Here is a 25,234-nt window from a genome sequence, read left to right as displayed (position 1 = left end):
AAATCACTATAATAGCATATGTAGTCAAGAACAGGAAACATTTTCCGAAGCTTGCTATGGGTCATTAGCTTAGTTGGTAGAGCATCAGACTCTTAATCTGAGGGTCCTGGGTTCGAGTCCCAGATGGCTCATTAATTAAAAAAAAGGCTTTCCATTGATAACCGATGGAAAGCCTTTTTGTGTTCTAAAAGTTTATTATGGAACAAGCGAATAGAGATTTGAAACTCAAATAGGTAAGAAGTGAATGATATTCTTGAACGTATAAAGTCACAGAGACAGGGATAGCCCCCATTCAGTAAGCAGTATAGGTTATTATAGTAAGCAGATCAATATAACAATGGGAATAAGTTTTTATAGTTGCTACAAGTGAAGAAGAAGCTAGAGAATGCTTGATTGAAGATTATAGAAAAGAAGATATCAACACTATGAATATACGAGAAGTAAGTAGAGATGAGCACTTTGAAATAGTAAATGAGGAAAAATAGATATTTGGAACATGGTAGATAAAGATGTAGCGGATGTATAATTTACAATAGCAAAGCGTGTCTATTTATTTAATATAGATCCATATGGTATACTATTATAAGTATTTAGCTATAGAAATAGATATTTATTTGGTGAAGATTATTTATGTAATTAGGAAGGAGACTAAAAATGAATAAGTATGAAGAAGGTTTACAGCTAATTGAAGAAATATTTGGAAATGGCAAAGACAATAATATTTCTCTTGCAACCGTGGCACGAGAGTTAGGAACTGACGAAAAGCCTATACCAGTTGTCCGTACTGTGGATGCGTATTACGAAGATTGTACGTTTTATGTTGTTACATATGCAAAATCAAACAAAATGCTACAAATTGAACAAAATCCTCATGTATCAATTGCTGGTTGTTTAGAAATGTTTACTGCTACTGGAGTAGCTAAAAACCTCGGTTGGGTACTTGACCCAAAAAATGCTGAGATTAGAAGTAAACTTCGCACAGCTTTCGCTGCATGGTATGATATGGCAAACAATGAGAATGATGAGAATTGTTGTATTTTAGCAATCCGCCTGGTAAAGGGAACATTAAACGTAAACCATTGGGAAAAATTATATCATATGGATTTTGTTAACAAGGTAGATATGGAGAGTGGAGGAGTTTTTTAAGTCATTATATCACTTTAATTCTTCCAGATGGCCCATTAAGAGCTGATAGTCATGGTTTTGAATGGTTATCAGCACGAAAAAGGATAAGAAAGAGGCGTACGATATAGTAAGAAGAATTACGTTGGATAACAGTAAATCAATGACTATGAAAAAAGCGTTTAAAGAGTTTATTACGTATACTACAGTTAAAGGCTTATTGTCTAAGACTATAAAGTTCTATGAAGAAAATATAGGTTATTTCTTTAAAGCTACACCCAATAACACCTTATGTGTTGACATTGATTTTATAACGTTGCAGGACTATATCTTGCATATGCTAAAGTATATGGGCTCAGCTAATGATATGATTCCCCTTAAGTAGACAAGGTAAATAACCAAAGTCTACTTAAGGGGGTTTTTATGGCCAAATCGCCACATATGCCTGAATGGAGAGCCGTGGTTGCTAAAGAGTATTTAGATGGATTGGCATCTTCTATTGATGTCACATCTAAAACGGTTCGACGATGAGCACAGCGATATATGGAACATGGAATATTAGCCTTTGCTAGAGAAATTGGGAATACTAGATACACATCTGATTTTAAGATGTTACTGAATTCAAAATCCCTGGTGAAAAGAAGAAACTATATTTAAGTGCAATCATTGATTTACATGACAGATATCCGGTTTGTATGTAATCAGTTGCAGGAATGATAACAAACTAGTGTTTAAAAGATTTGATAAAGCAATAGAGTCTAATCCGGATGCTAAGCCAATCTTTCATAGTGACAGAGGCTTTCAATACACAAGAAAAGTATTTCAACAAAAGCTTAAAACTCATGAAATGGAACAATTGATGTCAAGAGTGGGTCACTGTATAGATAATGGTCCAACTGAGGGATTCTGGGGGATCATAAGATCTGAGATGTACCAGATGAACGAAATTATAGATGAAGCAACATTAACATATGTCATAAATGATTATATAAAATGTTACACCAAAGAACGCCCTCAAGATAGATATTTTATAGAATTGCAAATTTGAAGTTGCTAAGTGAAGAGATATGGCTTCAAGCAAAAAGTTTAAAATTGGAATTTTCAAGGAGGTATTTTGTTATGAAATATAATAAAACAATAATATTAAAGAACGGCAAGGAATGCTGTTTGAGAAATGGAATTGAAAGTGATGGACAGGCTGTATTGGAGCATTTTAATTTGACGCATATGCAAACCGATTATTTACTTTCATATCCAGATGAAAATAGTTTTGATGTGACACAGGAAAGCCAATTTTTGAAAGAAAAAGCTGAGAGTGAAAATGAGATTGAGATAATTGCCCTGATTGGCAATGTCGTTGTCGGGACTGCTGGAATTGAATCAGTAGGCGCTAAATATAAGGTGCAACATCGTGCTGAATTTGGTATTAGTGTTACCAAAGAGTTTTGGGGAATCGGGATTGGACGGGCGTTAATGGATGCATGTATTGAATGTGCAAGGGATGCTGGATATATGCAACTTGAACTTAATGTAGTTGCTGAAAATGTAAAAGCCATATCAATGTATGAAAGAGCAGGATTTACTGAATATGGCAGAAATCCTAAGGGCTTTAATTCTCGTAAGATAGGGTTTCAGGAAGTTATTTATATGAGATTAGAATTGTAATGAAAGTATATTGAATGATCTGTAGAAAGAATAAGAGCAATTGAAAAGGATAACCTGAAGAAAAACAAAACATAGTAAGAGGGCAAAAGAGTGAAGAAAATGAATTTTAGACATAAAAAAACTTAGGAAAATTGCTTACAGTGAGTTTGTAAGGCGACTTTCCTAAGAAAATAAAACCTTTAGGTAATATTATTTTATCAGAAAATTCAACTTAAATCAACAGAAAGTGACATTGAATAGAAAAAATTTAGAAAATATCTAAAAGTAAAATTTGGATTGAGTTGTATTTATTTTATTGATTGCAGTTCAAAATAACAAAAATAGAGCTTCAAGTATTCATACTTGAAGCTCTATTTTTATTCCAGGCTCTTGAAATAAGCTTTCACAGTTAGCTTAATAGACCTTAAGTAAAGCACAAAATGGCTCCTCAGCATGTATGCATTATAGCGTAGTGCCTACTAAGACTAGTGATGAAAGCTAAACCAATGAGTGAGGAGCTCCTAAAAGTCTTGGCCGGTGCACCCTATGCTAGGAAGCTAAGACCTTAAGACTCTGGTTTAAAACTTTATTTTGGGTAATGCGAGGTATAAAAACATTTGAAACAACTTATAAATGGCGCCTTCCTTGCAGCGCACAAGTGAACATTTTCCTTAAGTCCAGAGGTACCTATAACAATAGATTGAGACTTGGCTGACCCGGTCAGTTCCTCAGGTTGAAGCTGTGGTAATTTGCCGTGGGAAGTTATTTGTTTTGTTTTTACACTTCTATATATGTGGTCGAGTAACTGAATCCCTAATAAAAAATGAAGAAAATTTTTTACAAATGTTAGTCCCATAAATGTTAAGATAAATGGCTGTATATTGAAGTAAGGAATTGTTTTAGAGAGTAGCAAGTGTAAATACTGATTTTATTTTTGTCACACAAAGTTACAAAATGCAACAAGGCTAAAGGGGTATACTAGATACATTTAAGAAGGTGGAGTATATTTGACTATATCTTGAGGTGGGTATAATATTGTATAAAAGAGAGAGACGCTATGGCTTGGATAAGCAGGGTTGTTAACAAAAAACTAGTTGCCATGAGCTAGAATATATAGAAAAGCTAAGGGAGGTACTTATGTTTGATAGAATGCTTGATAAAAATAGCATACCTACTATAGAAGAAATGAATACATATTGTGGCGTGAATGGAAATTTATTTAAGGAGATTAATCATTATCTTGTAGAACAACTTGGAACTCAAACAGAAATCCGCTTTCCATATGGCAATACTTATGGTTGGAGTATAACACATCGCGAACAGCAAAAACTGATTTGTGATATTTTTGCTGAAGCAGGGGCTTTGACAATCATGCTTAGATTATCCAATAAGCAATTTGAAGCGGTGTACGGGGAAATGCATCGTTACGCACAAGAGCATATCGATCATAAATATATCTGTGGTGATGGGGGGTGGATTCATTACCGAGTTTTATCTCAAGAACATGTAGAGGATATAAAAAGATTATTAAAAGTAAAAGTATGTGGTGTTAAATAAATAGTGACTCCTATTAGGAGAGTATTTGAGAGAAGTGTTAGGTAAATTAATAACTTAAGGATAAAAGAGTTAGTCTGATGAAGGCTAGCTCTTTTGCTATTTTAATAAAAGTAGATTGTTGGTATATTTTTTTGGGGGATGTAGATACTACTACAATATAAAATAGGAAAGGTACGAAGTTTAATGTGACGCGTACGATAATATGGATGAAGTAGGTGTATCAAATGAAAAAACAGTTTTTAAGTATATTAATAAGCAGCATGCTTACCGTCAGTTTATTAGTAGGTTGTGGAAGTGGGGCATCTTCTCAAATGTCATCCAAGTTTCAAAGATTAGAGACAGACCTTCGTGTAGGGATGGTTACTAATTCAGGAACAATTGATGATCGTTCATTTAATCAAGGGACCTGGGAAGGCATTAAAGATACAGTAAGTCAAACGAAATACTTACAGCCTAATGGTGCAACAGAAGCAGATTATTTACAGCAAATTGCCAATTTATATGATGCAGAGTATAGATTTATTGTAACACCTGGGTATAAATTTGAAACAGCTATTTATGTTGCTCAAACGAAATATCTAGATGCAAAGTTTGTATTAATAGATGGGTCTCCACGTGATCACGCTGGAAGCGTGAAGGTAGGTAATAATACAGTGGCTATTTATTTTTCAGAACAAGAAGCAGGCTTTTTAGCTGGTGTTGCAGCAGCCAAGCAAATCAAAGAAGGTGACTTTGGTTTTATAGGAGGAATGGCAATTCCTTCTGTAAAAAGATATAAAAGTGGTTTTGAACAAGGCATTTCTTATGCGAATGAGCATTTAGGTACCCGTATTTCATTAAAGGATGAAAATATTATTTATATAGGTAGCTTTGATGATAAAGCAGGTGGGCAACAGCTCTCAGCACAAATGTATGATAGAGGGGTTAGAGCGATCTTTGCAGCTGCAGGTGATGTGGGTTTAGGTGTTATTACTGAAGCAAAAGGAAGAGCAGCTAAAGGGGAAGAAGCTTGGGTAATTGGCGTAGACGTAGATCAATATATGGATGGTATTTATGAAACAGGAAGTAATCAATCGGTTATTCTGACTTCTGCTATTAAATATTTAGATCAATCCACCTATGATATGATTAAAGCAGAGGTAGAGGGTAAATTCCCAGGTGGACAAACACTTACCTTTAATGTGGCTAATAACGGTGTAGGTATTCCAGCCAATAATCCTAATTTATCAGAAGAAACGATCAATACTGTTAAACAAGTGACTGACCAGATTAAAGCAGGAAATATTGTGGTAAGTGGCGAAGAATAAGCAGGTGGTTGCTCAAGTATAATCAAAAGGCAAAGTCATAAAAGGCTTTGCCTTTTGTCATATAATAGGGCTATATAATAGGTGAATTTCTCTATATTTTTTATTACATGCATGTAGTGGCTGTAATGTGATAAGATAAAGAGAAAGATGAATAGAAAGACAATAGGCAGGAGTTTATAATATGAATGTGTATGATCAGTTAAAACAGCTACAGATACTAGAACAGGCTTTCACAGAATGGAAGGATTACAGAAAGGCACTAACATCTTATATCATCAGTGAGTTGCCAGCAAAAAGTCAATTGGCTATTTGGGGGGCAGGGCGATGTAATGATCTAGACCTTCAACTTTTATCAGAACATTTTAGTACTATTTGTTTACTTGATCAAGATGAGATGGCGATGAAGGAAGCTCTTAAACAGTATGGATTAGCTGAATCTAATAAAATTCAAATAAAGGTATGTGATTTCACCTTTATAGGTGCCACAGTATATAGACAGTATGCAGATCTTTTGGTAACGGAAGTCAGAAAAAAAGGGTTAAAGACCAATATCCATGAGTTAGTTGATCAGGCGCTTTGCTATCTTCATAAAGTGGAAATCAACTTTGATCAAACACAGTTAGATTTAGGAACAAAGTGCTATGAGTATGGCGTAATAATAGGGGTACATAGCCAGCTTATTTCTATGTTTGATTGGATTTGGCAGGTCATATTACAAACATTAGGACAGCAGGATGAGCGGGTGAGACAAAAGATTATTCAGCTTAATGAAAAGGTGGTTAGAAAGTTTAATGATGCTTTTTGGCAAGTGACTAAGTATAAAGCTATTGTTGGCTGTGAACTGAGTAAAAGTAATCAAGTAGGGAGCATACAAGGAGCTATTCAAGCTATAGAGCAGATAGAAGAAGAAATTTTAAAAGGGACTATTAAGAAACAACAAACAACTTATATGGAATGGCCCTTTAACAAGTCCCAAGGGATCAGCTATAAAATGCAGTTGCAAGTACTTCAAATAAATCAATGGTAAGAGTAAGTAGAAAAAAGAAATACTTCCTTCTCAATAGAGAAGCAGGTGTTTCTTTTTTTATAGTCTAGGAAAGTATTTCCTGCCGTATTCAGGAGAGTCCTCAGCTGACGTGTTTTTTGTCAGGGTCGAAGGGAAGCTAGGGTTCCCTAGGGGAAGAAATGTGGACGCTAGCCCACTTTCTTGGTGACTTAGTTACGGAGAGAAAAAGATAATGGGGTTACAATGATGAGTAATAAAATGAACAATAATTAATAAATTAACAAATAGAAGGAGCATGTATATGAGTAAAAAAATAGTAATTGTAGGTGGGGTAGCAGGTGGTGCTTCTACTGCTGCGAGATTAAGACGTCTAGACGAAGAAGCAGATATTATCATGTTTGAAAAAGGGGAGTATATTTCTTTTGCAAATTGTGGTTTACCTTATTATATAGGCGGTGTTATTTCAGAAAGAGAACAGCTTCTGTTACAAACCGTTGAGGAGATGTCCCATAAGTTTAAAATAGATATTCGTATCTTGTCAGAAGTGATAGCGATTGATCGTGAGCAGAAACAATTAACCATTAAAAATTTAAAAACTGACGAGATTTATTGTGAAAAATATGACAAACTTGTCCTGTCTCCAGGGGCAAAGCCAACAGTGCCACCTATCAAAGGACTTTCAGAATGTAAACAGCTCTTCACCTTGCGCAATATTCCAGATACAGATCGTATCAAAGCTTATATAGATAGTGAAAAACCTCAAAAAGCAGTTGTCATTGGTGGGGGCTTTATTGGACTAGAGATGGTGGAAAATTTAAAGCATCAGAAGCTAGAGGTAACACTTATTGAAGCAACTCCTCAAGTCATGGCTCCTTTAGATATAGAAATGGCCAGTATCATTCATGAACATCTTCTAGATCAAGGTATAAACCTTATCTTAAATCAAAGTGTTGAAGCTTTTGAGCAAGAAGGGCATCAAGTTGTCTTAAGTAGTGGAGAGGTTATTGCGACAGATATGATTATTATGGCTATAGGGGTAACACCAGAAACGACTATAGCAAAAGCAGTAGGCCTAGAGGTAACAGAAAAAGGTTCTATTATAGTTGATGAATACATGCGTACTTCTGACGAATCGATTTATGCACTTGGGGATGCTGTTAGCATTAAAGACTTTGTAAGTGGTGAGAAAATGATGATTCCTTTAGCATGGCCAGCTAATAGGCAAGGCAGAGTGGTAGCAGACCATATTTGTGGAAGAGCATCTCATTATAAAGGAACATTAGGATCAGCAGTTGCCAAGGTCTTTGATTACACAGTGGCGACTACAGGAAATAATGAAAAGATGCTAAAGCGTCTAGGGCGTTCTTATGAAGTGGTGCATATTCATCCTAATGCCCATGCAAGCTACTATCCAGGAGCCTTTCCTATTGCTTTTAAAATGTTATTTGATCCTAAAACAGGTGAAATCTTAGGTGCACAAGGTGTAGGGATGGAAGGGGTAGAAAAGAGAATAGATGTTTTAGCAGTAGCCATTAAAGGTGGTCTCAAAGTTATAGACTTACAAGACATAGAACCTTGTTATGCTCCACCTTATAATTCAGCTAAAGACCCGGTTAACATGCTAGGGTATTATGCTGCCAATCTTATAGAGGGGTTAGTAGAAAATACTCAGTGGTACGAGGTGGATAGCCTTGTAAGCCAAGGGGCATTTATTTTAGATGTAAGAGAACCATTTGAACTAGTGACTGGTGTAATTCCAAAGTCCGTCAATATACCACTTAGTAGTCTGAGACAACGAATATCAGAATTGCCTAAGGAAAAAGACATTTATGTAACTTGTCAAATAGGGCAAAGAGGTTATGTAGCCTGCCGTTTGTTAATGGCTTTGGGCTATTCATGTAAGAATATTGATGGAGGTATGAAAACCTATCTTGCCGTTCAAAAAGCTAAAGAGGCCTTAAGTCAAAAGAAAATAGAAAAGAGAGAAGCAGAGAAAGGAAGTGAATCAGTAGTGACAGTTAAGCAAAAACAATTAGGTCCCAATATCACGTTAAATGCCTGTGGTCTTCAGTGTCCAGGTCCTATTAGAAAAGTATATGAACAAGTACAGCAAATGGAAGAAGGGGAAATCTTAGAAGTAAAAGCAAGTGACCCTGGTTTTACTAAGGATATTGGTGCATGGTGTGATAAAACACAAAACACATTACTTGAAACCAGTTTCGATAATCAGCAAAAAGCTTTTATTGCTTATATTCAAAAAGGAGTCAAAGAAACTAAAGAACAGTTGCTGAATCAGGTGCAAATCAGTCAAGGAAAAGAAGGCGCTACGATGGTGGTATTTAGTGGTGATTTAGATAAGGCAATTGCTTCCTTTATTATTGCAACAGGAGCAGCTTCTATGGGTAAACCTGTTACTTTATTTTTCACCTTTTGGGGACTAAATATCTTAAAAAGAAAAAATAAACCTAAGGTAAAGAAAGATCTAGTAGAAAAACTATTTGATATCATGTTACCTAAACATACGAATCAGTTAGGTCTCTCTCATATGAATATGGGTGGTATGGGTGCATGGATGATTAAAAAGATTATGAAGAAACATCAAGTAGATGATCTAGATACCTTGATTAAGAATGCCATGAATATGGGTGTAAAAATAGTGGCTTGTTCCATGAGTATGGAACTCATGGGAATTAAAAAAGAAGAATTTATAGAAGGTGTAGAAATTGGTGGTGTAGCTTCTTATTTAGGGGCAGCAGAAGATTCAGGACTCAACTTATTTATTTAATAAGAAATAACTTTTAAGTGATAGAGTCACAGAAGTAGCCAAAAGAAAGTATTATAATAGAGTTAGTTAAAGTAAATAATTTTGACAAAGCTTAAGCGGAGTCATATGAATAAATAGAGGAGTGGATGGGATGAGCGTTATTAATATCACAAAAGGAAATTTTGATTTAGAAGTAAAAAAAGCAGATACACCAGTTTTGATTGATTTTTGGGCACCTTGGTGTGGACCTTGTCGTATGCTTTCGCCTATTGTAGATGAGATTGCTAATGAAACGACAGGTATTAAAGTATGCAAGGTAAATATTGATGAACAACCAGAATTAGCAGCAGATTTTAAAGTAGCAAGTATACCAACATTAGCTTTAATCAAGGATGGTCAGCTAGTAGACACAAGTGTTGGTGTAAAGCCAAAACAAATGATATTAAATATGTTAAATAGATAAAATAAGGCCCTTGAGTTGATCTTTGATAAAAGAACAGCTTAAGGGTTTTTATATGGAGAAAACAAAAAAGCAAAAATGAAGTAGTATAAATAAGTTGAGAAAAGGAAAGATAAATAAGAATATCTAATAAAATAAGGAGCGACTGATTAATGGCAAATCAAGATACAATTAAATTGCTTAAAGAATGTAATGCTGGTGCTAAGATGGCAGTAACGTCTATTGATGAAGTACTAGAAAGTATTAAGAGTGAATCACTTAAAAAAATATTAGTGGATTCTAAAAAAGCTCATGAAGATTGGGGAGATAAAACGCATGTTTTATTAAGTGAGTATCATGATGAGGAGAAAGAACCTAATCCTATTGCCAAAGTGATGTCTTGGCTTAAAGTTAATGTGAAGCTTATGCAAAATGAATGCGATGCAGAAGTTGCTGATTTAATTACAGATGGCTGTAATATGGGCATAAAGTCCTTATGTAAATATATGAATAAGTATAAAGAAGCAGATCAAGAATCTATTTCTATAGCTAAGCAGTTGGTTACATTAGAAGAAAGTCTTGCAGTGGAGTTGAGACATTTCTTGTAATTTAAATATACCAATTAGATGAAATATTGAAAATAATTATAACAAAAGTGAGAATAATGTGTTAAAATAAGACATAAAATAACTTCTTTAAAATAGGGGGGAGTAGGTGTAATGAAAAGAATAATCCTAATAGGATTATGCATAAGCCTATTATTTGTAGTAGGATGTCAAAAAAAAGCAGTTGAGCCTTATGCGTTGACAAAAGAAGCAAAGGAAGCTCTAAGTGAAGAAGAGCAAACTTTTTATGTAGATTTTGTCAAATCATGCATAGCTGATATTGAAATTATGCGTAATAGTGAATCGACCTATGAAGAAGGTTTAGAAGCATTACAAACCACTTACAAGATGGTGCCTAGTGGTTGGTCATGGGATAGAATAGATAGTATTACAGATGAAAGTATATCGTTTTTTTTACAAATGATGGATTGTTATATGGGATGTAGAAATTACACTAATTATGCAGATTGTAAAGATGCTGTAGAAGCTATAGCAGAAAAAATGGCTGATCAATTTATTAATAAAGAGGATATAAGAGAAGCACTTACGCTTTCAGAAACTAGATTTAAGGAAATTTATGATAGAGGTAAGAAAAATCAGTAAATAAGAAAAGTCCATGAGAATCTCATGGACTTTTTTATGCAATCCATTTTGATTATAAATAAAACAGTGAAAAACATAATGATACTGTTATTGTAGTAAATAGGGCTTAAAGAAATTTAAGGTTGTCAAATAATCGAAACTCCTATAATATATGAATGAAGCATACAAAATTTGACAGGCTTATTAATTAAAAAATGGAAAAAATAACGAAAATACAGCTTGAGTTATAGAAGGAGTTTATATATGTTACACGCATTTTCAAGAAGCGAAATGCTTATAGGAGAAGAAGGATTAAAAAAGCTGAAAGAAAGTAAAGTGGCTGTTTTTGGTATAGGTGGTGTAGGTTCATATACAGTAGAAGCCTTAGCTAGAAGTGGTGTAGGTAAATTAGTTTTAATTGATCATGACGAGGTCTGTATAAGTAATATTAACAGACAAATTCATGCTACTAGTAAGACTGTGGGACAATCAAAAGCAGAGCTTATGAAAGAGAGAGTGTTAGAGATTAATCCAGAAATCGAAGTTGTGGCTTTTAAAGAAATGTATACAGCTGAAACAGCTGAGACACTTTTAGATAAAAGTTATGATTATGTAGTAGATGCCATTGATATGGTGACCTCTAAATTAGATTTAATAGAACGCACGAAAGCAATGGGAATTCCAGTTATAAGTGCTATGGGTGCAGCTAATAAATTAGATCCAACGAAATTGGTAGTAACTGATATTTATAAAACAAGTATGTGTCCACTTGCAAAAGTCATGAGAAGCGAATTAAGAAAAAGAGGCATTAAAAAATTAAAAGTAGTTTATTCTACAGAAGCACCTATTAAACCAGATCAAAGTTTAGTTCATGGTGGTGCAGGTGCAGCAAGAAGACAAACACCAGGTTCTATGGTTTTTGTAACAGCTACATCAGGGCTTATTATAGCAGCAGAGGTAATTAAAGATTTAATAGACAACAAAATAAATGAATGTCATTAAAAAAAGGCACCTTATAAGGTGCCTTTTAACATCTGCGTGAATAAATAGTACTTAGCGATTTAAACGTTTGTTAATATCCGCTTGACGGTCATTAGAAAACTTCATGAAGTCTTTCATAAGATTTTCAAAGCTTTCTGTAGGAGTTTCTTTTTTAGGTGCTTTTGCAGCAGATGGTCTAGAAGAAGACGGTCTAGAAGAAGGTGCTTTAGGTTTCTCTTGTGTTTCTTTAATAGAAAGAGAAATTTTGTTTTTTTCAGTATCAATAGATAAGATTTTAACCTTGACTTGATCTCCTACTTTAACAGCATCATTAATGTTTTCTAAATAACCATGTGTGATGTGAGAGATATGCACAAGTCCTTGGGTTGTTTCATCTAATGAAACAAAAGCTCCAAAAGGTTTGATTCCTGTTACAGTTCCTTCAATAATTTGGCCTACTTGAAATTTTTCCGACATGATAACACTCCTATTAAAATATATAACTTCTACATTATAGCATAGTTTGCCAATGGATGTATACTTATTTAAAAAATATTTCATCAAATTCTTTACTAAAAAAGTTAATCCTATGCGTTAATAAAGGTAAAAAAATATCGCAAAACCTATTATCAGAAATGAAATACTATGTTATAATGAAATTTGTCATAAAAATAGTTTAAAAGCAACCTATATGAGAAGAAAAAAGGTGCGAGGGCAATCGCTCTAAAAATAAAGGCTAACAAGAATAATATTTTAGGAGGCAATATATGAACTTATATGCTCTTGTTCGTGATGTAAAAGATTTTCCAAAAGAGGGTATACTTTTTAAAGATATTACCACACTCTTACAAGATGGGGAAGGATTAAGTGAGTCTATTGATCAAATTGCTGCACACTTGGAAAATGTAGAATTTGATAGTGTAGTAGGTCCAGAAGCAAGAGGCTTTATCTTTGGTGTACCTACTGCGTATAAATTAAAAAAAGGCTTTATTCCTGTTAGAAAGCCAGGTAAATTACCTTATCAATGTGTTTCACAAACTTATGATTTAGAATATGGTTCATCTACAATTGAAATGCATATTGATGCTATTCAAAAAGGTCAAAAGGTTGTTATTGTAGATGATTTACTAGCAACTGGTGGTACAACAAAAGCCATGATTGATTTAATTGAAAGAATGGGCGGAGAAGTTGTTAAGATTGTATTCCTTATTGAACTTGAATTCCTTAAAGGTAGAGAGTTGTTAAAAGGATATGAGATTGAATCTATTTTAAAATATTAGGCAATAATAAATAAGCAAAGCCGTGAGCTTTGCTTATTTATTATTTTTTTATATCAAAACTTTCGGGAAAACTGTAAAAATACCGTAACATAAGTAAGTTTATAGATAATGGCATTGAATTTTTAGTTTAATATGTCTATAATATTAAATAATTATAATGACACTACATAAAGGGGGGGTTAAAGATGCCGGATGAAATTTATGAAAGACTAATAAAAAAAATACGTTCGTATCACCCTTCTGACAATCTAGAAATGGTGGAAAGAGCTTATCAGCTAGCTAAATCAGCTCATGAATCGCAGCTTAGAAAATCAGGAGAACCCTACATTATTCACCCTTTAGAGGTAGCGTGTAACTTAGCAGACTTAGAATTAGACATCGAATCTATTGTGGCTGGACTTTTACACGATGTAGTTGAGGATACGGACTATACCTTAGAAGATATTGAACGTTTATTTAATAAGGAAGTAGCCCTTTTAGTAGATGGTGTAACTAAATTAGGAAAGATTCAATATTCTGCTCAAAATAAGCAGCTTCAAAAAGAAGAAATCCAAGCTGAAAACTATCGAAAAATGTTTTTGGCTATGGCTCAAGATATTCGTGTCGTACTCATTAAACTTGCTGACCGTTTGCATAATATGCAGACTTTAAAGTTTATGACACCGGCTAAACAAAAAGAAATTGCAGAAGAAACACTTAATATTTATGCGCCTATTGCACATCGTTTGGGAATTTGTAAAATCAAAGCAGATCTTGAAGATTTGTCTTTAAGATATATGGAACCAGAGGTTTACTATGAATTAGCACATCAAATTTCAAGTAAACGCATGGAACGTATTCAATATATCGAGCACATTGTACAGCAGATTAAGGAAAAGGTAAGTGCAGCAGGAATTGAAGCTGTTATTGAAGGCAGACCTAAACATTTCTTCAGTATCTATAAGAAAATTGTTAATAAGAATAAGACCTTAGACCAAATTTATGACCTGTTTGCCGTACGTGCAATTGTCAAAAGTGTTAAGGATTGTTATGGTGTCCTAGGAATTATTCATGAAATGTACACACCTATTCCAGGTCGTTTTAAAGATTATATTGCCATGCCTAAACCTAATATGTATCGTTCACTTCACACTACTTTAATGGGAGAAGAAGGAACACCTTTTGAGATGCAAATTCGTACAGAAGAGATGCATCGTACAGCAGAATACGGTATTGCAGCGCACTGGAAATATAAAGAAGGTAAAACGGATCAAGGTACTCAAGATAAGTCAGAAGAAAAGTTAACTTGGCTACGTGAAATTTTAGAGTGGCAAAGAGATATGAGTGATAACCAAGAATTTATGAGTGCTTTAAAAGGTGACTTAGATGTTTATGGTGATCAAGTCTATGTGTTTACACCTTCTGGAGAATTATTAACCTTACCAAAGGGATCTACGCCGATTGATTTTGCTTACCACATTCATAGTGGGGTAGGTAATAAAATGATAGGTGCCAAGGTGAATGGCAAAATCGTCACTATTGACTATGTGCTAAAAAATGGAGACCGCGTAGAAATTTTAACAGCTAGTAATGCTAAAGGCCCTAGCAGGGATTGGCTTAATATTGTTAAAAGTACCCAGGCACGTACTAAAATTAATCAATGGTTCCGTAAACAGTATAAGGATGAAGATATTATCAAAGGCAAGGAACTTCTTGAGATTGCGGCTAAGCAAAGAGGTTATAATTTATCTTATCTAACAGACAATGCTGTGGTAGAGGTCATCTACAGGCGTTATGGGATGAAATCATGGAATGCAATTTGTGCGGCTATTGGTTATGGTAGTATGAAAGAACGCCAAATTATTCAAAAGCTCATTGATGAAACCCTTAAGGTGAAAAAAGAGTTAGTGACACCTGAGCAAGTGATGCAGACCCATAATGAAGTGGTTGAAACAGGACCATCCAGACAGAAGAAGCATTCTAGTGGTATTGTTGTAAAAGGAGTAGGAGACATTGCAGTACGATTTTCTAAATGCTGTGGTCCATTACCAGGAGATGACATTATTGGTTATATCACTAGAGGGCGAGGCGTTTCTATTCATCGCGCCGATTGTGTGAATGTGCTGAATATGCCACCAGAAGAAAAAGAGCGTTTAATTGAAGCCACTTGGTTAGAAGAAAAACAAGCAGCTGAAAAGCGTACTTACGTGACAGAGATTCAAATTACTTGTTTAGATCGCCTAGGTATTATCGTTGATATTTCTAAGATATTAACAGATATGAAATTACCTGTTAAATCTCTCAATGCTAAAACAACTAAAGGCAATGCTGTTTTTAATGTGAAGATAGAAATTCATGATATTTATCAACTTGAGGAGCTAACAAGAAAAATTAATGGCGTAAGAGATGTATTAGAGATTATACGTGTTTCATCTTAAAATAAAATTGAAAAAGGGAAGGTTATTAAGCTATTAAATGGTTTGATAACAGTCCCTTTTTGTACTCTTACTAAAAGCAGTGTAGTGCAGAAAGGAGAACATGAATGAGAGCTGTGGTACAACGTGTGAGTGAAGCATCTGTTCAAGTAGATGGGAAGATAATTGGTGCTATTGATGAAGGGCTTATGGTATTAGTAGCTGTTAGGGCTGAAGACACAGAGTCTGATCTTCAATATGTGATAAAAAAATTAGTAGGACTTAGAATTTTCTCAGATCAAGAAGGAAAAATGAATCTTTCAGTACAAGATATCGGTGGAGAATTACTAATTGTACCTCAATTCACTTTGTATGGTAGTGTTGTTAAAGGTATGAGGCCAAGTTTTATTGCATCTGGAAGTGTAGAAGAGGCAGAAAAGAAATACAATCAATTTATTGAGAAATTAAAACAAGAAAATGTGCCTTTTGAAACAGGCCAGTTTCAAGCAGATATGAAGGTGAGTTTAGTCAATGATGGACCAGTAACGATTTTAATTGATAGTAGTAAGCAGTTTTAAAGAAAAGTTGTAAAAAAGACAAAGATAATAGTATAATGAAGGCGTTTAATAGCGATAGGAGGATTATTTATGATACACAATTTAACTGTAGGCATGCTTCAAGAACATACTTACTTTTATATAGATGAACAAACAAAGCATGGTTTTATTATTGATCCAGGAGCAGAAGCACCTCGTCTTTTGGCTTATATTAAAGAGCGCGGGTATGTGATTGAAAAAATATTACTAACTCATGGGCATGTGGATCATATAGGAGCAGCAGAAGCTATTCGAGAGGCACTTGGGTGTAGTATCATCATTCATCAAGAAGGGAAAAAATATTTAGAAGATGCCAACTGGAATTACTCTAGTCAATTGGGTGAAGCATTTACCTTATCAGCAGATTACTATGTAGAGCACGGGGATGAAATTATTTTAGACGCAAATAGTGATTTTAAAGTGCGTGTCATCTATGCACCAGGGCATACTGCAGATGGAGTGGCGTATTATTCTGAGAAGGATAGATTAGCTTTTGTTGGAGATATTATTTTTGCAGGATCAGTAGGGCGTTCAGACTTACCAGGAGGTAATAGCAACCGTCTATTGAGCGCTATTCGTGCACAAATCTTTACTTTGCCAGATGAAACCATACTTTACCCTGGACATGGCAATGCCACTACAGTGAAGAAGGAAAAAGAAACAAACCCTGTTTTTAATTTTTTCGATTAATATAAAGGATGAAAAAAAGATGATTAATTTACGATGTGAAGGTCATGATGCTGAATATGAAATCAGTAATATCATTAATTTGTTTACACCCTATATTCAGGATGAGTTACAGCTTGAGACGCATTATCAAAAACCAAAAGTCTATGCAAAACTAAAGGATGGGGATCTCTTATTAAATGAAGCGATTTATCCTGTTAAGGAAATAGGAGATCCTTTAGCGGATAAAAAAGCACTGAAACAAGCTTTAAAGAAAGCAGTTTATATGACTTTAACAGATTATACCAATCGTAAGATGCCATGGGGAATTTTAACAGGGATTAGACCAACTAAATTAGTCCATGAATTATTAGAAGAAGGGCTAAATGATGAAGTAATCGATGCACATTTGAAAGCTGAATATTTAGTAAGTGCTAATAAAAGAATACTGATGCGAGAGGTAGCCAAAGAAGAACTGGCTATTTTACGTCAAAATAAACCAGAAGAAATCAGTTTATATATAGGTATTCCTTTTTGTCCAACAAGATGTGTTTATTGTTCCTTTACCGCGTATAGCTTAGAAAAATGTGAAGCTCAAGTAGAGCCTTATTTAGAAGCGCTTTTTAAAGAAATAACTTTTGTGGCTGAAGCAAAAAAAGGAGTGCCTATTCGTAGTTTATATATAGGAGGAGGAACACCCACAAGTTTAAATGAAGACCAGCTTTTATGTTTATTAGAGCATGTTAAAAGTAGCTTTGATTTATCAGAGGTAGAAGAATATACGATTGAAGCAGGTAGACCCGATACCATTACGAAGGATAAATTACGTATTATGAAAGAGCAAGGTGTTGGGCGTATTTCTATTAATCCACAAAGTATGAATCAAAAAACATTAGATACGATTGGCAGACGTCATGGAGTAGAAGATATTAAACGTGTTTTTGCTGAGGCTAGAGCCCTAGGACATGATTGTATCAATATGGATATGATTTTAGGTTTACCTGGAGAAACAGTTGCAGATGTAGCTTATACTTTAGATGAACTAGAAAAGTTAGGTCCAGAAAATATAACGGTTCATACCATGGCCATTAAAAGAGCTTCTCGTTTAAAAGAAGAGCTGATGGCAGGTGAAGAAGCATATGCCTTAACAGAAGGCGAAAAGATTCAGCAAATGCTAGAACTCTGTGAAGAACGTATGGCTCGCATGGGATTGAAACCTTATTATATGTATCGCCAAAAAAATATGTTAGGTAATTTTGAAAATGTGGGTTATGCTGCACCAGGAACTCAATGTGTTTATAACATTGAAATTATGGAAGAAAAAGAAAGTATTATTGCTCTGGGAGCAGGGGCTATTACAAAGATGGTCTATCAAAATGGGGAGCGTATTGACCGTATACCGAATGTGAAAAGTTTAAAGGATTATATTGAACGTATTGATGAAATGATAGAAAGAAAACGAGAAGGTTTTTTGAAATATCGTTAAAAGTAAATAATAGATATAACAAAAAGAGCATGTCCAAAAAGCGAAAGCCAAAGGACATGTTCTTTTTAGTTGGAAAAGGTAATGAGGGGAGTTACCTTAAAAGAGAGCATTTATTTTGAAAGAAAATAAAGCTTTATAAGTTTAGGGAATAATAAATCTATAAAAGGAAAAACTAAAAAAGAATAAGAATCAAAAATGAAAAGAATAAAATGAGGTGTAGTATGAAAAAACGAGTTATTATTTTAACCTTACTCACTTTAATACTTATTGGAGGGAGTATTACAGCTTATAAATATATAGAGGACCATAAGCAATCAGAAACTACCAATGGTATGTTTGTAGATAGGGGCGATTATCTTGGATATGCAAAAGTGTACCATTTATGTAAGAGCCTATAAACGTAAGACTTTACAAGGTTTAAGTAGTGTGACTATTAAAGATCTAGCTGATGTGGCTGCACCTCCAGAGGTGAAAGCCAAAGTAGATGCTATGCGCATTTTCTTTGTACCAGATACACAGAAAAATGGACGTTATATTGTGACTATTATTGATATCATTAATGCGATTTGGAAAGAATATCCCAAAGCAGATGTGCAAAGTGTAGGAGATCCTGATGTGGTGATTGAATATAGGAAAAAGCCACCTAAGACCCATGATGTATGGGAATGGGTAAAAGTAGTAGGGCTATGTCTTATTGTGTTTGCAGGTGCAACAGTAGCTATTATGACGTACAATACAGACACTTCTTTAGGAAAGACCTTTATTATTTTAAATCGTATTTTTACAGGAAGACAAGAAGAACAGCCACTCCTACTGACAATTCCTTATTCTATAGGCATAGCAGCAGGGATTCTTGTTTTCTTTAATCACTTTGGTTTTAAGAAAATTACAGATGATCCTACACCTATGCAAGTAGAAATTAAGCAGTATGAAAAGAATGTAGAGGATTGTGAAATAGAGAGCATTACTGATAAACGAAGAGGAGAACCATAATGAGGGAGATATTAACAATTATCCCTAGGATTTTAGTAAGTATGGGCGCAGGTATTATTATTTCTGGTGGTGTTGTAGCTTTTATTACCATTATAGGGGTTATTCCAATGATGGCACATCGTACCCAAACAGGTCATCATGTCATATGGTATGAAAATGCTATTATACTGGGGGCTATTAGCGGTAGTATTCTTTCAATGTGGGAAATGAGACTACATTTATGGTCGTGGTTAGTGATCTTACTTTTACTTAGCTTTGGGATGTTCGTAGGAGGCCTTATTATTGCTTTGGCAGAGGTGCTGGATGTCTTTCCTATTGTGAACAGAAGAGTGAAGGTTAAAAAAGGCATTTCATTATTCGTATTATCTTTAGCTGCAGGTAAACTGATAGGGTCACTACTTTATTGGTTGTACCCTATGTTTTTAGAAATCATACAGTAAAGGAGTAAGTAACGATGGCAAATACAAATCAACTTAAAAGTCAGTATCAAAAAATTATAGATGAACATTCACCTAAAAATAAAGTAGTTGGTAACAGTATAAAAGCTTTTTTGGTAGGAGGTGTCATCTGCAGCATTGGACAGCTGTTAATTAATGGATATATGTTTTTTGGTTTTTCTTTTCAAGAATCTTCTACGTTAACAACAGATTCTCTTATACTAATTAGCGCCATAATGACAGCATTTAATATTTATGATAATGTAGGTAAATTTGGAGGAGCAGGTGCGTTGGTACCTATTACTGGATTTGCTAATTCTATGGTTAGTGCAGCTATGGAATACAAAAAAGAAGGATATGTTTATGGTTTAGGAGCTAAACTTTTTACTATAGCGGGGCCTGTCATTGTATTTGGAACCATTGCTAGTGTTGTAATTGGTATTATTTATTATTTTATATAGGAGGAGATTATGGGACATATTGGTAAACAGACCATTACATTTAAAGAGCCTCCTGTTATCACTTATGCTTATGCAACAGCGGGGCCAAAAGAAGTACAAGGACCTATGGGAAAATACTTTGACCATCCTTTAGAAGATGAATTACTGGGAGAAGATACTTGGGAAAAAGCAGAAGCTCGTATGGTTCAATTAACGATCCAAGGCTTATTAGACCGGGCAGGTAAAACGCCTGCTGATATTCATTACATCTATGCAGGAGACTTACAAAATCAAGTGATTGCCAGTACCTTTGGTGTTAAAGATTTTAATATTCCTTTCTTTGGATTGTATGGAGCTTGCTCAACCATGGGGGAATCTATAACTTTAGCAAGCATGTGTATTGCAGGAGGCATGGCGGACTTAGTTATAGCAGGTACGAGTAGTCATAACTGTGCTGCTGAAAAGCAATTTAGATTTCCTTTAGAATACGGAGGACAGCGTACAGAAACACAAACATGGACTACGACAGCTAGTGGTTTTGTATTACTTTCTAGGTGCGGAGAAGGTCCTAAGGTAACAAGTGTGACACCTGGGAAAATTGTAGATTTAGGTGTGACAGATACCTTTAATATGGGGGCAGCTATGGCACCGGCTGCAGTTGATACGATTTTAGCTCATTTAGAAGATACCAATCAAACACCAAATGATTTTGATGCTATTATTACTGGAGACTTAGGTAATTGTGGTTATGATATTGCTATTGATATCGCTGGTAAATTAGGAACAGATTTAAGTGGTGTTCTTCAAGATTGTGGTAAGCTCATGTATGATGATGAAAAGCAAGGAACCAATTGTGGTGGCAGTGGTTGTGGTTGTATTGCTTCTATTTTTACAGGATACTTTTATAAACAGTTAGTAGAGAAAAAACTAAAGAAGATTTTAATTGTACCTACAGGAGCGCTAATGAGTCCAGGTAGTACACAACAAGGAAATACTATACCAGGTATTGCCCATGCTGTATGTATTGAAATGAAATAGGAGGCAAACAAATGGACATTTTTATGGAATACCTCAAGTGCTTTGTAGTAGGTGGTCTTATTTGTTTAATAGGACAGATTTTATTAGACCGTACTCAATTAACAAATGGTAAAATTATGGTGCTTTTCTTGGTAGCAGGAGCCGTTTTACAAGCTATAGGTGTTTATGGACCCATCGTAGAGTTTGCAGGGGCAGGAGCAACAGTACCTATTTCTGGTTTTGGTTATGCCTTGGCCAAAGGAGCAATAGAAGAAGTTAAAAGTAGTGGGATTATGGGTGCCTTTTCAGGAGGCCTAGCAGCAACAGCTTCAGGTATTACAGCAGCTATTGTATTCGGCTATTTGGCAGCGCTACTGGCTAATCCTAAAAGCAAGTCATAAATAATAAGCTCTTAATGAAAGGCTACGTACAACGATAATAGTACGTAGCTTTTTTGCATACTGTGTTTTATAACATACCAAGAGCTTAATACTATATTTGTATGAGTAGCATTATTCATCATAAGGGAACCACCTATTAGAGGGTTTCAAAGAAGTGTGGCTCTGTGCAACACAAGGAAAGTTGATTACAATAAGACTATCACATAAAAGACATAACGTTATATAATGTTTTGAAAATTTATGTGGCAACCTTATTTTCATATGATGTATAATAAGCTTTAAAGGGTAAAAAGGAGATGAAAACCATGAAAAATGAAATTTTAGAGCTTTTAGAGAATAATAGCAGATTAACTGCTGAGGATATTGCCATTATGATTGGCAAAGAGGTACATGAAGTGGCCAAGGCGATTAAAGAAATGGAAGATAATCAAATTATTTGCGGTTATAACACACTTATTAATTGGGATCATACAGACAAAAAAGATATTGTCACAGCACTTATTGAAGTGCGTGTAACCCCTCAAAGAGGTGAAGGGTTCGATAAAGTAGCTGAACGTATTTATAATTATAATGAAGTAAAAGCTGTCTATTTAATGTCAGGTGGTTTTGACTTTACGGTTATTATCGAAGGAAAAACAATGAAAGAAGTTGCCCTTTTTGTTGGTCAAAAGTTAGCACCGTTAGATTCTGTTTTAAGTACAGCCACTCACTTTGTACTTAAAAAATATAAAGATTATGGAGTGATTTTTGAGGAAGGTAAAAAGGACGGAAGGATGATTGTATCGCCATGATAAATTATGATGAATTAATGGTAAAGCGTATTATGGATGTACCCCCATCGGGAATACGTAAATTTTTTGATATTGCAAATGAAATGGGAGATGCTATTTCATTAGGTGTTGGAGAACCTGATTTTGATACACCATGGCATATTCGTGAAGAGGGCATTTATTCTCTAGAAAAAGGGAAGACCTTTTATTCTGCTAATGCAGGTCTTTTAGAACTGCGTGAAGAAATCTGCAACTATATGAAAAGAAGATTTGACTTAAGTTATAGCCCTAAAGATCAGACTTTGGTAACAGTAGGTGGAAGCGAAGCCATTGATTTGGCGCTTCGTATATTAATTAATCCTGGTGACGAGGTGCTTATACCCGAACCATGCTATGTTTCTTATACGCCATGTACAATTTTTGCTGGTGGAACACCTGTGACGATACCTACAAGGGAAGAAAATAACTTTAAATTAACACCAGATGAGTTAAGACAGTATATTACACCACGTACAAAAATACTTATTTTACCATATCCTAATAATCCGACAGGAGCTATTATGGAAAAGGAAGAATTAGAAGCAATTGCTGAAGTATTAAGAGAAACCAATATTATTGTGTTATCAGATGAAATTTATGGAGAACTAACGTATGGTAAAAAGCATGTCTCTATTGCTAGCATTGAAGGTATGTATGAGCGTACCATTTTAATTAGTGGTTTTTCTAAATCTTATGCCATGACAGGCTGGCGTTTAGGATATGCTTTAGGGCCAGTGCCATTGATGAAATTGATGACGAAAATGCACCAATTTGCTATTATGTGTGCGCCAACGACAAGCCAATATGCAGCCATTGAAGCGATGAGGAATGGTGATGATGATGTGGCTATGATGTGTGAGAGCTATAATAAAAGAAGACGTTTAATGGTAGAGCATTTTAGGCAAATGGGATTATCTTGTTTTGAACCAGAAGGTGCTTTTTATGTATTTCCAAGTATTAAGCAAACTGGAATGACTAGTGATGAATTTTGTGAAACACTGTTAAAAGAAGAGAAGGTAGCAGTTGTACCGGGTACTGCATTTGGTACATATGGAGAAGGTTTTATTAGATGTTCATATGCTTATTCAGTTGAAGAGCTAAAAGAAGCCCTTGTGCGTATTGAACGTTTTGTAAGTAAAAGAATCAAATAAGGTACTAAAAAAGACACTCTTACATCTATGTGAAAGTGTCTTTTTTAGTACCTTATTGTGCTGTTTTTTGGCATTCAGGACAAATACCATAAAAATAAAATTGCTCACTAAGAAGCTGATAACCTGTTAATTCTTGAACTTCTTGCTTAATAGGTGCTACTTGCTGAAGTTGTTCAATATCTTCTACTGATTTACAAACTGTACATTGCATGTGGCTATGAGGTGATGTATCAGCATCATAGCGGTAACTATCTTCCCCTAAGTTCAACTGTTGCACAAGGCCATTTTGTACAAAGGCATCTAGTGTCTTATAAACGGTAGCTAAACTCATGGTTGGATGGTCTTCTTGTAAGCTATTATAAATGGTTTCAGCACTAGGATGCACGTTAGTATGACGTAACATTTTAAAGATAGCAAGACGTTGAGGTGTTACTTTAAGGTGATGTGCTTTTAAAATAGCAGTTGATTCTAGCATAAAACTCCTCCTCTTTAATAATTACTATTATCTAAACTAGATTCTATTATAAAGTAAGCTAAAATTCAAGTCTTTCTTTCAAAATTATTTATGAAATAATGCTTATTGCATATCTTTAATCATTTGAATATAATCTAAAGTACTAAATCCATATTTTTCATAGAGCTTTTTAGCTCCCACATTACTGGAACATATTTCTAAACGGAAACGAGCTGTTTGATCGCTATAAGAATCTATTAACCAATTTAAAAATTGGCTACCTAGCTGTTTTCCTCTATATTCTGGTAAAACATAGAACTCTTCTAACTGAGTTACCATGCCACCAGCTTCATTACTCCAATAAAAAGCTAATAAACCATAACCTACGGTTTTTTGTTCTTCTTCAATAATAACAAGCCTTAAAAAAGGTGAGTTTTGAAGGGCTTTCTGAAGGGTAGCTTGTAGCTGCTCATCAGTCATAGCAAAAAGAGTGGCATCGCTATGATAAAAGTCTTTAGACATTTGCATGTAAATGGCTTGATCTTGAGCTTGAATATCGCGAATAAACATAGTTAAGCCTCCTTGTATGATATATATTACTTTAGTATAATCTATTTTAGTAGTGTGTCAAGTAAATAGAAAATAATAGAAAATATTAGGAATATTAGTAAATATAGAAAAGAAACAGATAATAAATCAATAGGCATACTATGAATAAAGAGAGAGATTGGAGTTAATATATGAAAATGATTTTTATTTACTATCCATCTTGTAGCACTTGTAAAAAGGCATTAAAGACATTAAAAGAACATGATGCTATAGTGGAAATAAGGCATATTGTAGAAGACACACCGACAGCAGAGGAGTTAAAGGCGTGGATTATGCAAAGTGGGGAACCATTTACTAAGTTTTTTAATACACATGGTGTACTTTATAAAGAAATGGGATTAAAAGAACGTGTGAAGAATATGAATATAGAAGAAGCAGTAGCATTATTAGCAGGAAATGGCATGCTTATTAAAAGACCATTATTAATCACAGAGGATAAAGTACTTGTGGGTTTTAAAGAAGACGATTATAAGCAACTATTAAAATAGTTACTAA

29 protein-coding genes and 1 tRNA gene are annotated in these 25,234 nt (G+C 34.6%); 27 read left to right on the top strand and 3 right to left on the bottom strand.

The genetic code is table 11. The features are described from left to right. The first annotated feature begins 58 nt into the window (after nt 1–58). From CLOLE_RS12860 to CLOLE_RS12800, 13 genes are all read left to right on the top strand, one after another. Nucleotides 59–131 (top strand) — tRNA-Lys (locus tag CLOLE_RS12860). Nucleotides 132–654: 523 nt separating this feature from the next. Continuing rightward, nucleotides 655–1,146, top strand: coding sequence for a pyridoxamine 5'-phosphate oxidase family protein (locus CLOLE_RS12855; protein ID WP_013657555.1), 492 nt, complete (start codon nt 655–657; stop codon nt 1,144–1,146). 145 nt (nt 1,147–1,291) lie between these two features. Then, nucleotides 1,292–1,507, top strand: coding sequence for a hypothetical protein (locus tag CLOLE_RS12850; RefSeq protein ID WP_162145081.1), 216 nt, complete (start codon nt 1,292–1,294; stop codon nt 1,505–1,507). Between the two features lie 306 nt (nt 1,508–1,813). Continuing rightward, nucleotides 1,814–2,170 (top strand): DDE-type integrase/transposase/recombinase, encoded by a 357-nt coding sequence (locus CLOLE_RS12845; RefSeq protein WP_330369263.1) that lies wholly within the window; start codon nt 1,814–1,816, stop codon nt 2,168–2,170. Between the two features lie 71 nt (nt 2,171–2,241). Beyond that, nucleotides 2,242–2,787: a GNAT family N-acetyltransferase gene (locus CLOLE_RS12840; protein WP_013657554.1), complete on the top strand. Its 546-nt coding sequence runs from the start codon at nt 2,242–2,244 to the stop codon at nt 2,785–2,787. A 1,116-nt stretch (nt 2,788–3,903) separates the two neighbouring features. Beyond that, complete coding sequence (locus CLOLE_RS12835; protein ID WP_013657553.1) at nt 3,904–4,323, top strand: DUF3788 domain-containing protein; 420 nt, start codon at nt 3,904–3,906, stop codon at nt 4,321–4,323. A 224-nt stretch (nt 4,324–4,547) separates the two neighbouring features. Next, nucleotides 4,548–5,630: a BMP family lipoprotein gene (locus tag CLOLE_RS12830; RefSeq protein WP_013657552.1), complete on the top strand. Its 1,083-nt coding sequence runs from the start codon at nt 4,548–4,550 to the stop codon at nt 5,628–5,630. A 181-nt stretch (nt 5,631–5,811) separates the two neighbouring features. Continuing rightward, entirely contained in the window at nt 5,812–6,657 is an 846-nt protein-coding gene (locus CLOLE_RS12825; protein ID WP_013657551.1) for a hypothetical protein, read from the top strand. Between the two features lie 280 nt (nt 6,658–6,937). Then, nucleotides 6,938–9,421, top strand: a complete 2,484-nt coding sequence (locus tag CLOLE_RS12820; protein WP_013657550.1) for a CoA-disulfide reductase — start codon at nt 6,938–6,940, stop codon at nt 9,419–9,421. Between the two features lie 130 nt (nt 9,422–9,551). Next, nucleotides 9,552–9,863, top strand: coding sequence for a thioredoxin (gene trxA, locus CLOLE_RS12815; RefSeq protein ID WP_013657549.1), 312 nt, complete (start codon nt 9,552–9,554; stop codon nt 9,861–9,863). Between the two features lie 149 nt (nt 9,864–10,012). Then, nucleotides 10,013–10,447 carry a hypothetical protein gene (locus tag CLOLE_RS12810; protein WP_013657548.1) on the top strand — a complete coding sequence of 145 codons (435 nt, stop codon included), beginning with the start codon at nt 10,013–10,015 and terminating at the stop codon, nt 10,445–10,447. 111 nt (nt 10,448–10,558) lie between these two features. After that, nucleotides 10,559–11,047: a hypothetical protein gene (locus CLOLE_RS12805; protein WP_013657547.1), complete on the top strand. Its 489-nt coding sequence runs from the start codon at nt 10,559–10,561 to the stop codon at nt 11,045–11,047. Nucleotides 11,048–11,290: 243 nt separating this feature from the next. Beyond that, a complete protein-coding gene (locus tag CLOLE_RS12800; protein WP_013657546.1) occupies nt 11,291–12,028 on the top strand; it encodes a tRNA threonylcarbamoyladenosine dehydratase in 738 nt (245 codons plus the stop codon). 51 nt (nt 12,029–12,079) lie between these two features. On the opposite strand, the gene CLOLE_RS12795 is transcribed toward CLOLE_RS12800, so the two are convergent. Next, nucleotides 12,080–12,484, bottom strand: coding sequence for a CvfD/Ygs/GSP13 family RNA-binding post-transcriptional regulator (locus CLOLE_RS12795; protein WP_013657545.1), 405 nt, complete (start codon nt 12,482–12,484; stop codon nt 12,080–12,082). 290 nt (nt 12,485–12,774) lie between these two features. On the opposite strand from CLOLE_RS12795, the gene CLOLE_RS12790 reads away from it, so the two are divergent. The 13 genes from CLOLE_RS12790 to CLOLE_RS12735 all read left to right on the top strand — a co-directional run bounded on the left by CLOLE_RS12790 (nt 12,775) and on the right by CLOLE_RS12735 (nt 23,676). Beyond that, complete coding sequence (locus CLOLE_RS12790) at nt 12,775–13,287, top strand: adenine phosphoribosyltransferase (protein WP_013657544.1); 513 nt, start codon at nt 12,775–12,777, stop codon at nt 13,285–13,287. A 185-nt stretch (nt 13,288–13,472) separates the two neighbouring features. Next, nucleotides 13,473–15,704 carry a RelA/SpoT family protein gene (locus tag CLOLE_RS12785; RefSeq protein ID WP_013657543.1) on the top strand — a complete coding sequence of 744 codons (2,232 nt, stop codon included), beginning with the start codon at nt 13,473–13,475 and terminating at the stop codon, nt 15,702–15,704. A gap of 104 nt (nt 15,705–15,808) precedes the next feature. Next, nucleotides 15,809–16,258 (top strand): D-aminoacyl-tRNA deacylase, encoded by a 450-nt coding sequence (gene dtd, locus CLOLE_RS12780; protein WP_013657542.1) that lies wholly within the window; start codon nt 15,809–15,811, stop codon nt 16,256–16,258. A gap of 69 nt (nt 16,259–16,327) precedes the next feature. After that, nucleotides 16,328–16,966: an MBL fold metallo-hydrolase gene (locus tag CLOLE_RS12775; RefSeq protein WP_013657541.1), complete on the top strand. Its 639-nt coding sequence runs from the start codon at nt 16,328–16,330 to the stop codon at nt 16,964–16,966. A gap of 19 nt (nt 16,967–16,985) precedes the next feature. Next, nucleotides 16,986–18,428 carry a coproporphyrinogen dehydrogenase HemZ gene (hemZ, locus tag CLOLE_RS12770; RefSeq protein WP_013657540.1) on the top strand — a complete coding sequence of 481 codons (1,443 nt, stop codon included), beginning with the start codon at nt 16,986–16,988 and terminating at the stop codon, nt 18,426–18,428. A gap of 221 nt (nt 18,429–18,649) precedes the next feature. Beyond that, nucleotides 18,650–18,826: a hypothetical protein gene (locus CLOLE_RS23035; RefSeq protein ID WP_013657539.1), complete on the top strand. Its 177-nt coding sequence runs from the start codon at nt 18,650–18,652 to the stop codon at nt 18,824–18,826. Next, on the top strand, nt 18,792–19,421 hold the full coding sequence (locus CLOLE_RS12765; protein ID WP_041712998.1) for a stage V sporulation protein AA: 630 nt from the start codon (nt 18,792–18,794) through the stop codon (nt 19,419–19,421). Before CLOLE_RS23035 ends, CLOLE_RS12765 begins: the two co-directional genes overlap by 35 nt. Next, nucleotides 19,421–19,861: a stage V sporulation protein AB gene (locus CLOLE_RS12760; RefSeq protein ID WP_013657537.1), complete on the top strand. Its 441-nt coding sequence runs from the start codon at nt 19,421–19,423 to the stop codon at nt 19,859–19,861. Before CLOLE_RS12765 ends, CLOLE_RS12760 begins: the two co-directional genes overlap by 1 nt. Before the next feature lie 14 nt (nt 19,862–19,875). Then, nucleotides 19,876–20,319, top strand: a complete 444-nt coding sequence (spoVAC, locus tag CLOLE_RS12755; RefSeq protein ID WP_013657536.1) for a stage V sporulation protein AC — start codon at nt 19,876–19,878, stop codon at nt 20,317–20,319. 9 nt (nt 20,320–20,328) lie between these two features. Next, nucleotides 20,329–21,336, top strand: coding sequence for a stage V sporulation protein AD (gene spoVAD / locus CLOLE_RS12750; RefSeq protein ID WP_013657535.1), 1,008 nt, complete (start codon nt 20,329–20,331; stop codon nt 21,334–21,336). A gap of 23 nt (nt 21,337–21,359) precedes the next feature. Beyond that, nucleotides 21,360–21,716 (top strand): stage V sporulation protein AE, encoded by a 357-nt coding sequence (gene spoVAE / locus CLOLE_RS12745; protein WP_041713757.1) that lies wholly within the window; start codon nt 21,360–21,362, stop codon nt 21,714–21,716. A 305-nt stretch (nt 21,717–22,021) separates the two neighbouring features. After that, the gene (locus CLOLE_RS12740; protein ID WP_013657533.1) at nt 22,022–22,507 is read left to right on the top strand and encodes an Lrp/AsnC family transcriptional regulator; all 486 of its coding nucleotides are present in this window, start codon (nt 22,022–22,024) and stop codon (nt 22,505–22,507) included. Further along, nucleotides 22,504–23,676 carry an aminotransferase class I/II-fold pyridoxal phosphate-dependent enzyme gene (locus CLOLE_RS12735; RefSeq protein ID WP_013657532.1) on the top strand — a complete coding sequence of 391 codons (1,173 nt, stop codon included), beginning with the start codon at nt 22,504–22,506 and terminating at the stop codon, nt 23,674–23,676. The genes CLOLE_RS12740 and CLOLE_RS12735 overlap by 4 nt, the downstream gene beginning before the upstream one ends. A gap of 52 nt (nt 23,677–23,728) precedes the next feature. Here the strand turns inward: CLOLE_RS12735 and CLOLE_RS12730 are convergent, their stop codons facing one another. Further along, nucleotides 23,729–24,151, bottom strand: a complete 423-nt coding sequence (locus tag CLOLE_RS12730; protein WP_013657531.1) for a transcriptional regulator PerR — start codon at nt 24,149–24,151, stop codon at nt 23,729–23,731. A gap of 102 nt (nt 24,152–24,253) precedes the next feature. Next, entirely contained in the window at nt 24,254–24,700 is a 447-nt protein-coding gene (locus tag CLOLE_RS12725; RefSeq protein ID WP_013657530.1) for a GNAT family N-acetyltransferase, read from the bottom strand. A 170-nt stretch (nt 24,701–24,870) separates the two neighbouring features. Between CLOLE_RS12725 and CLOLE_RS12720 the strand changes: the two genes are divergently transcribed. Further along, complete coding sequence (locus CLOLE_RS12720; protein ID WP_013657529.1) at nt 24,871–25,227, top strand: arsenate reductase family protein; 357 nt, start codon at nt 24,871–24,873, stop codon at nt 25,225–25,227. The last annotated feature ends 7 nt before the right edge of the window (nt 25,228–25,234 follow it).

Origin of the sequence: Cellulosilyticum lentocellum DSM 5427, assembly GCF_000178835.2 — a bacterium.
Lineage (GTDB): Bacteria > Bacillota > Clostridia > Lachnospirales > Cellulosilyticaceae > Cellulosilyticum > Cellulosilyticum lentocellum.
The sequence above is the reverse complement of the archived record's forward strand: the minus strand, read 5'-3'. Positions and strand labels throughout refer to the sequence as shown.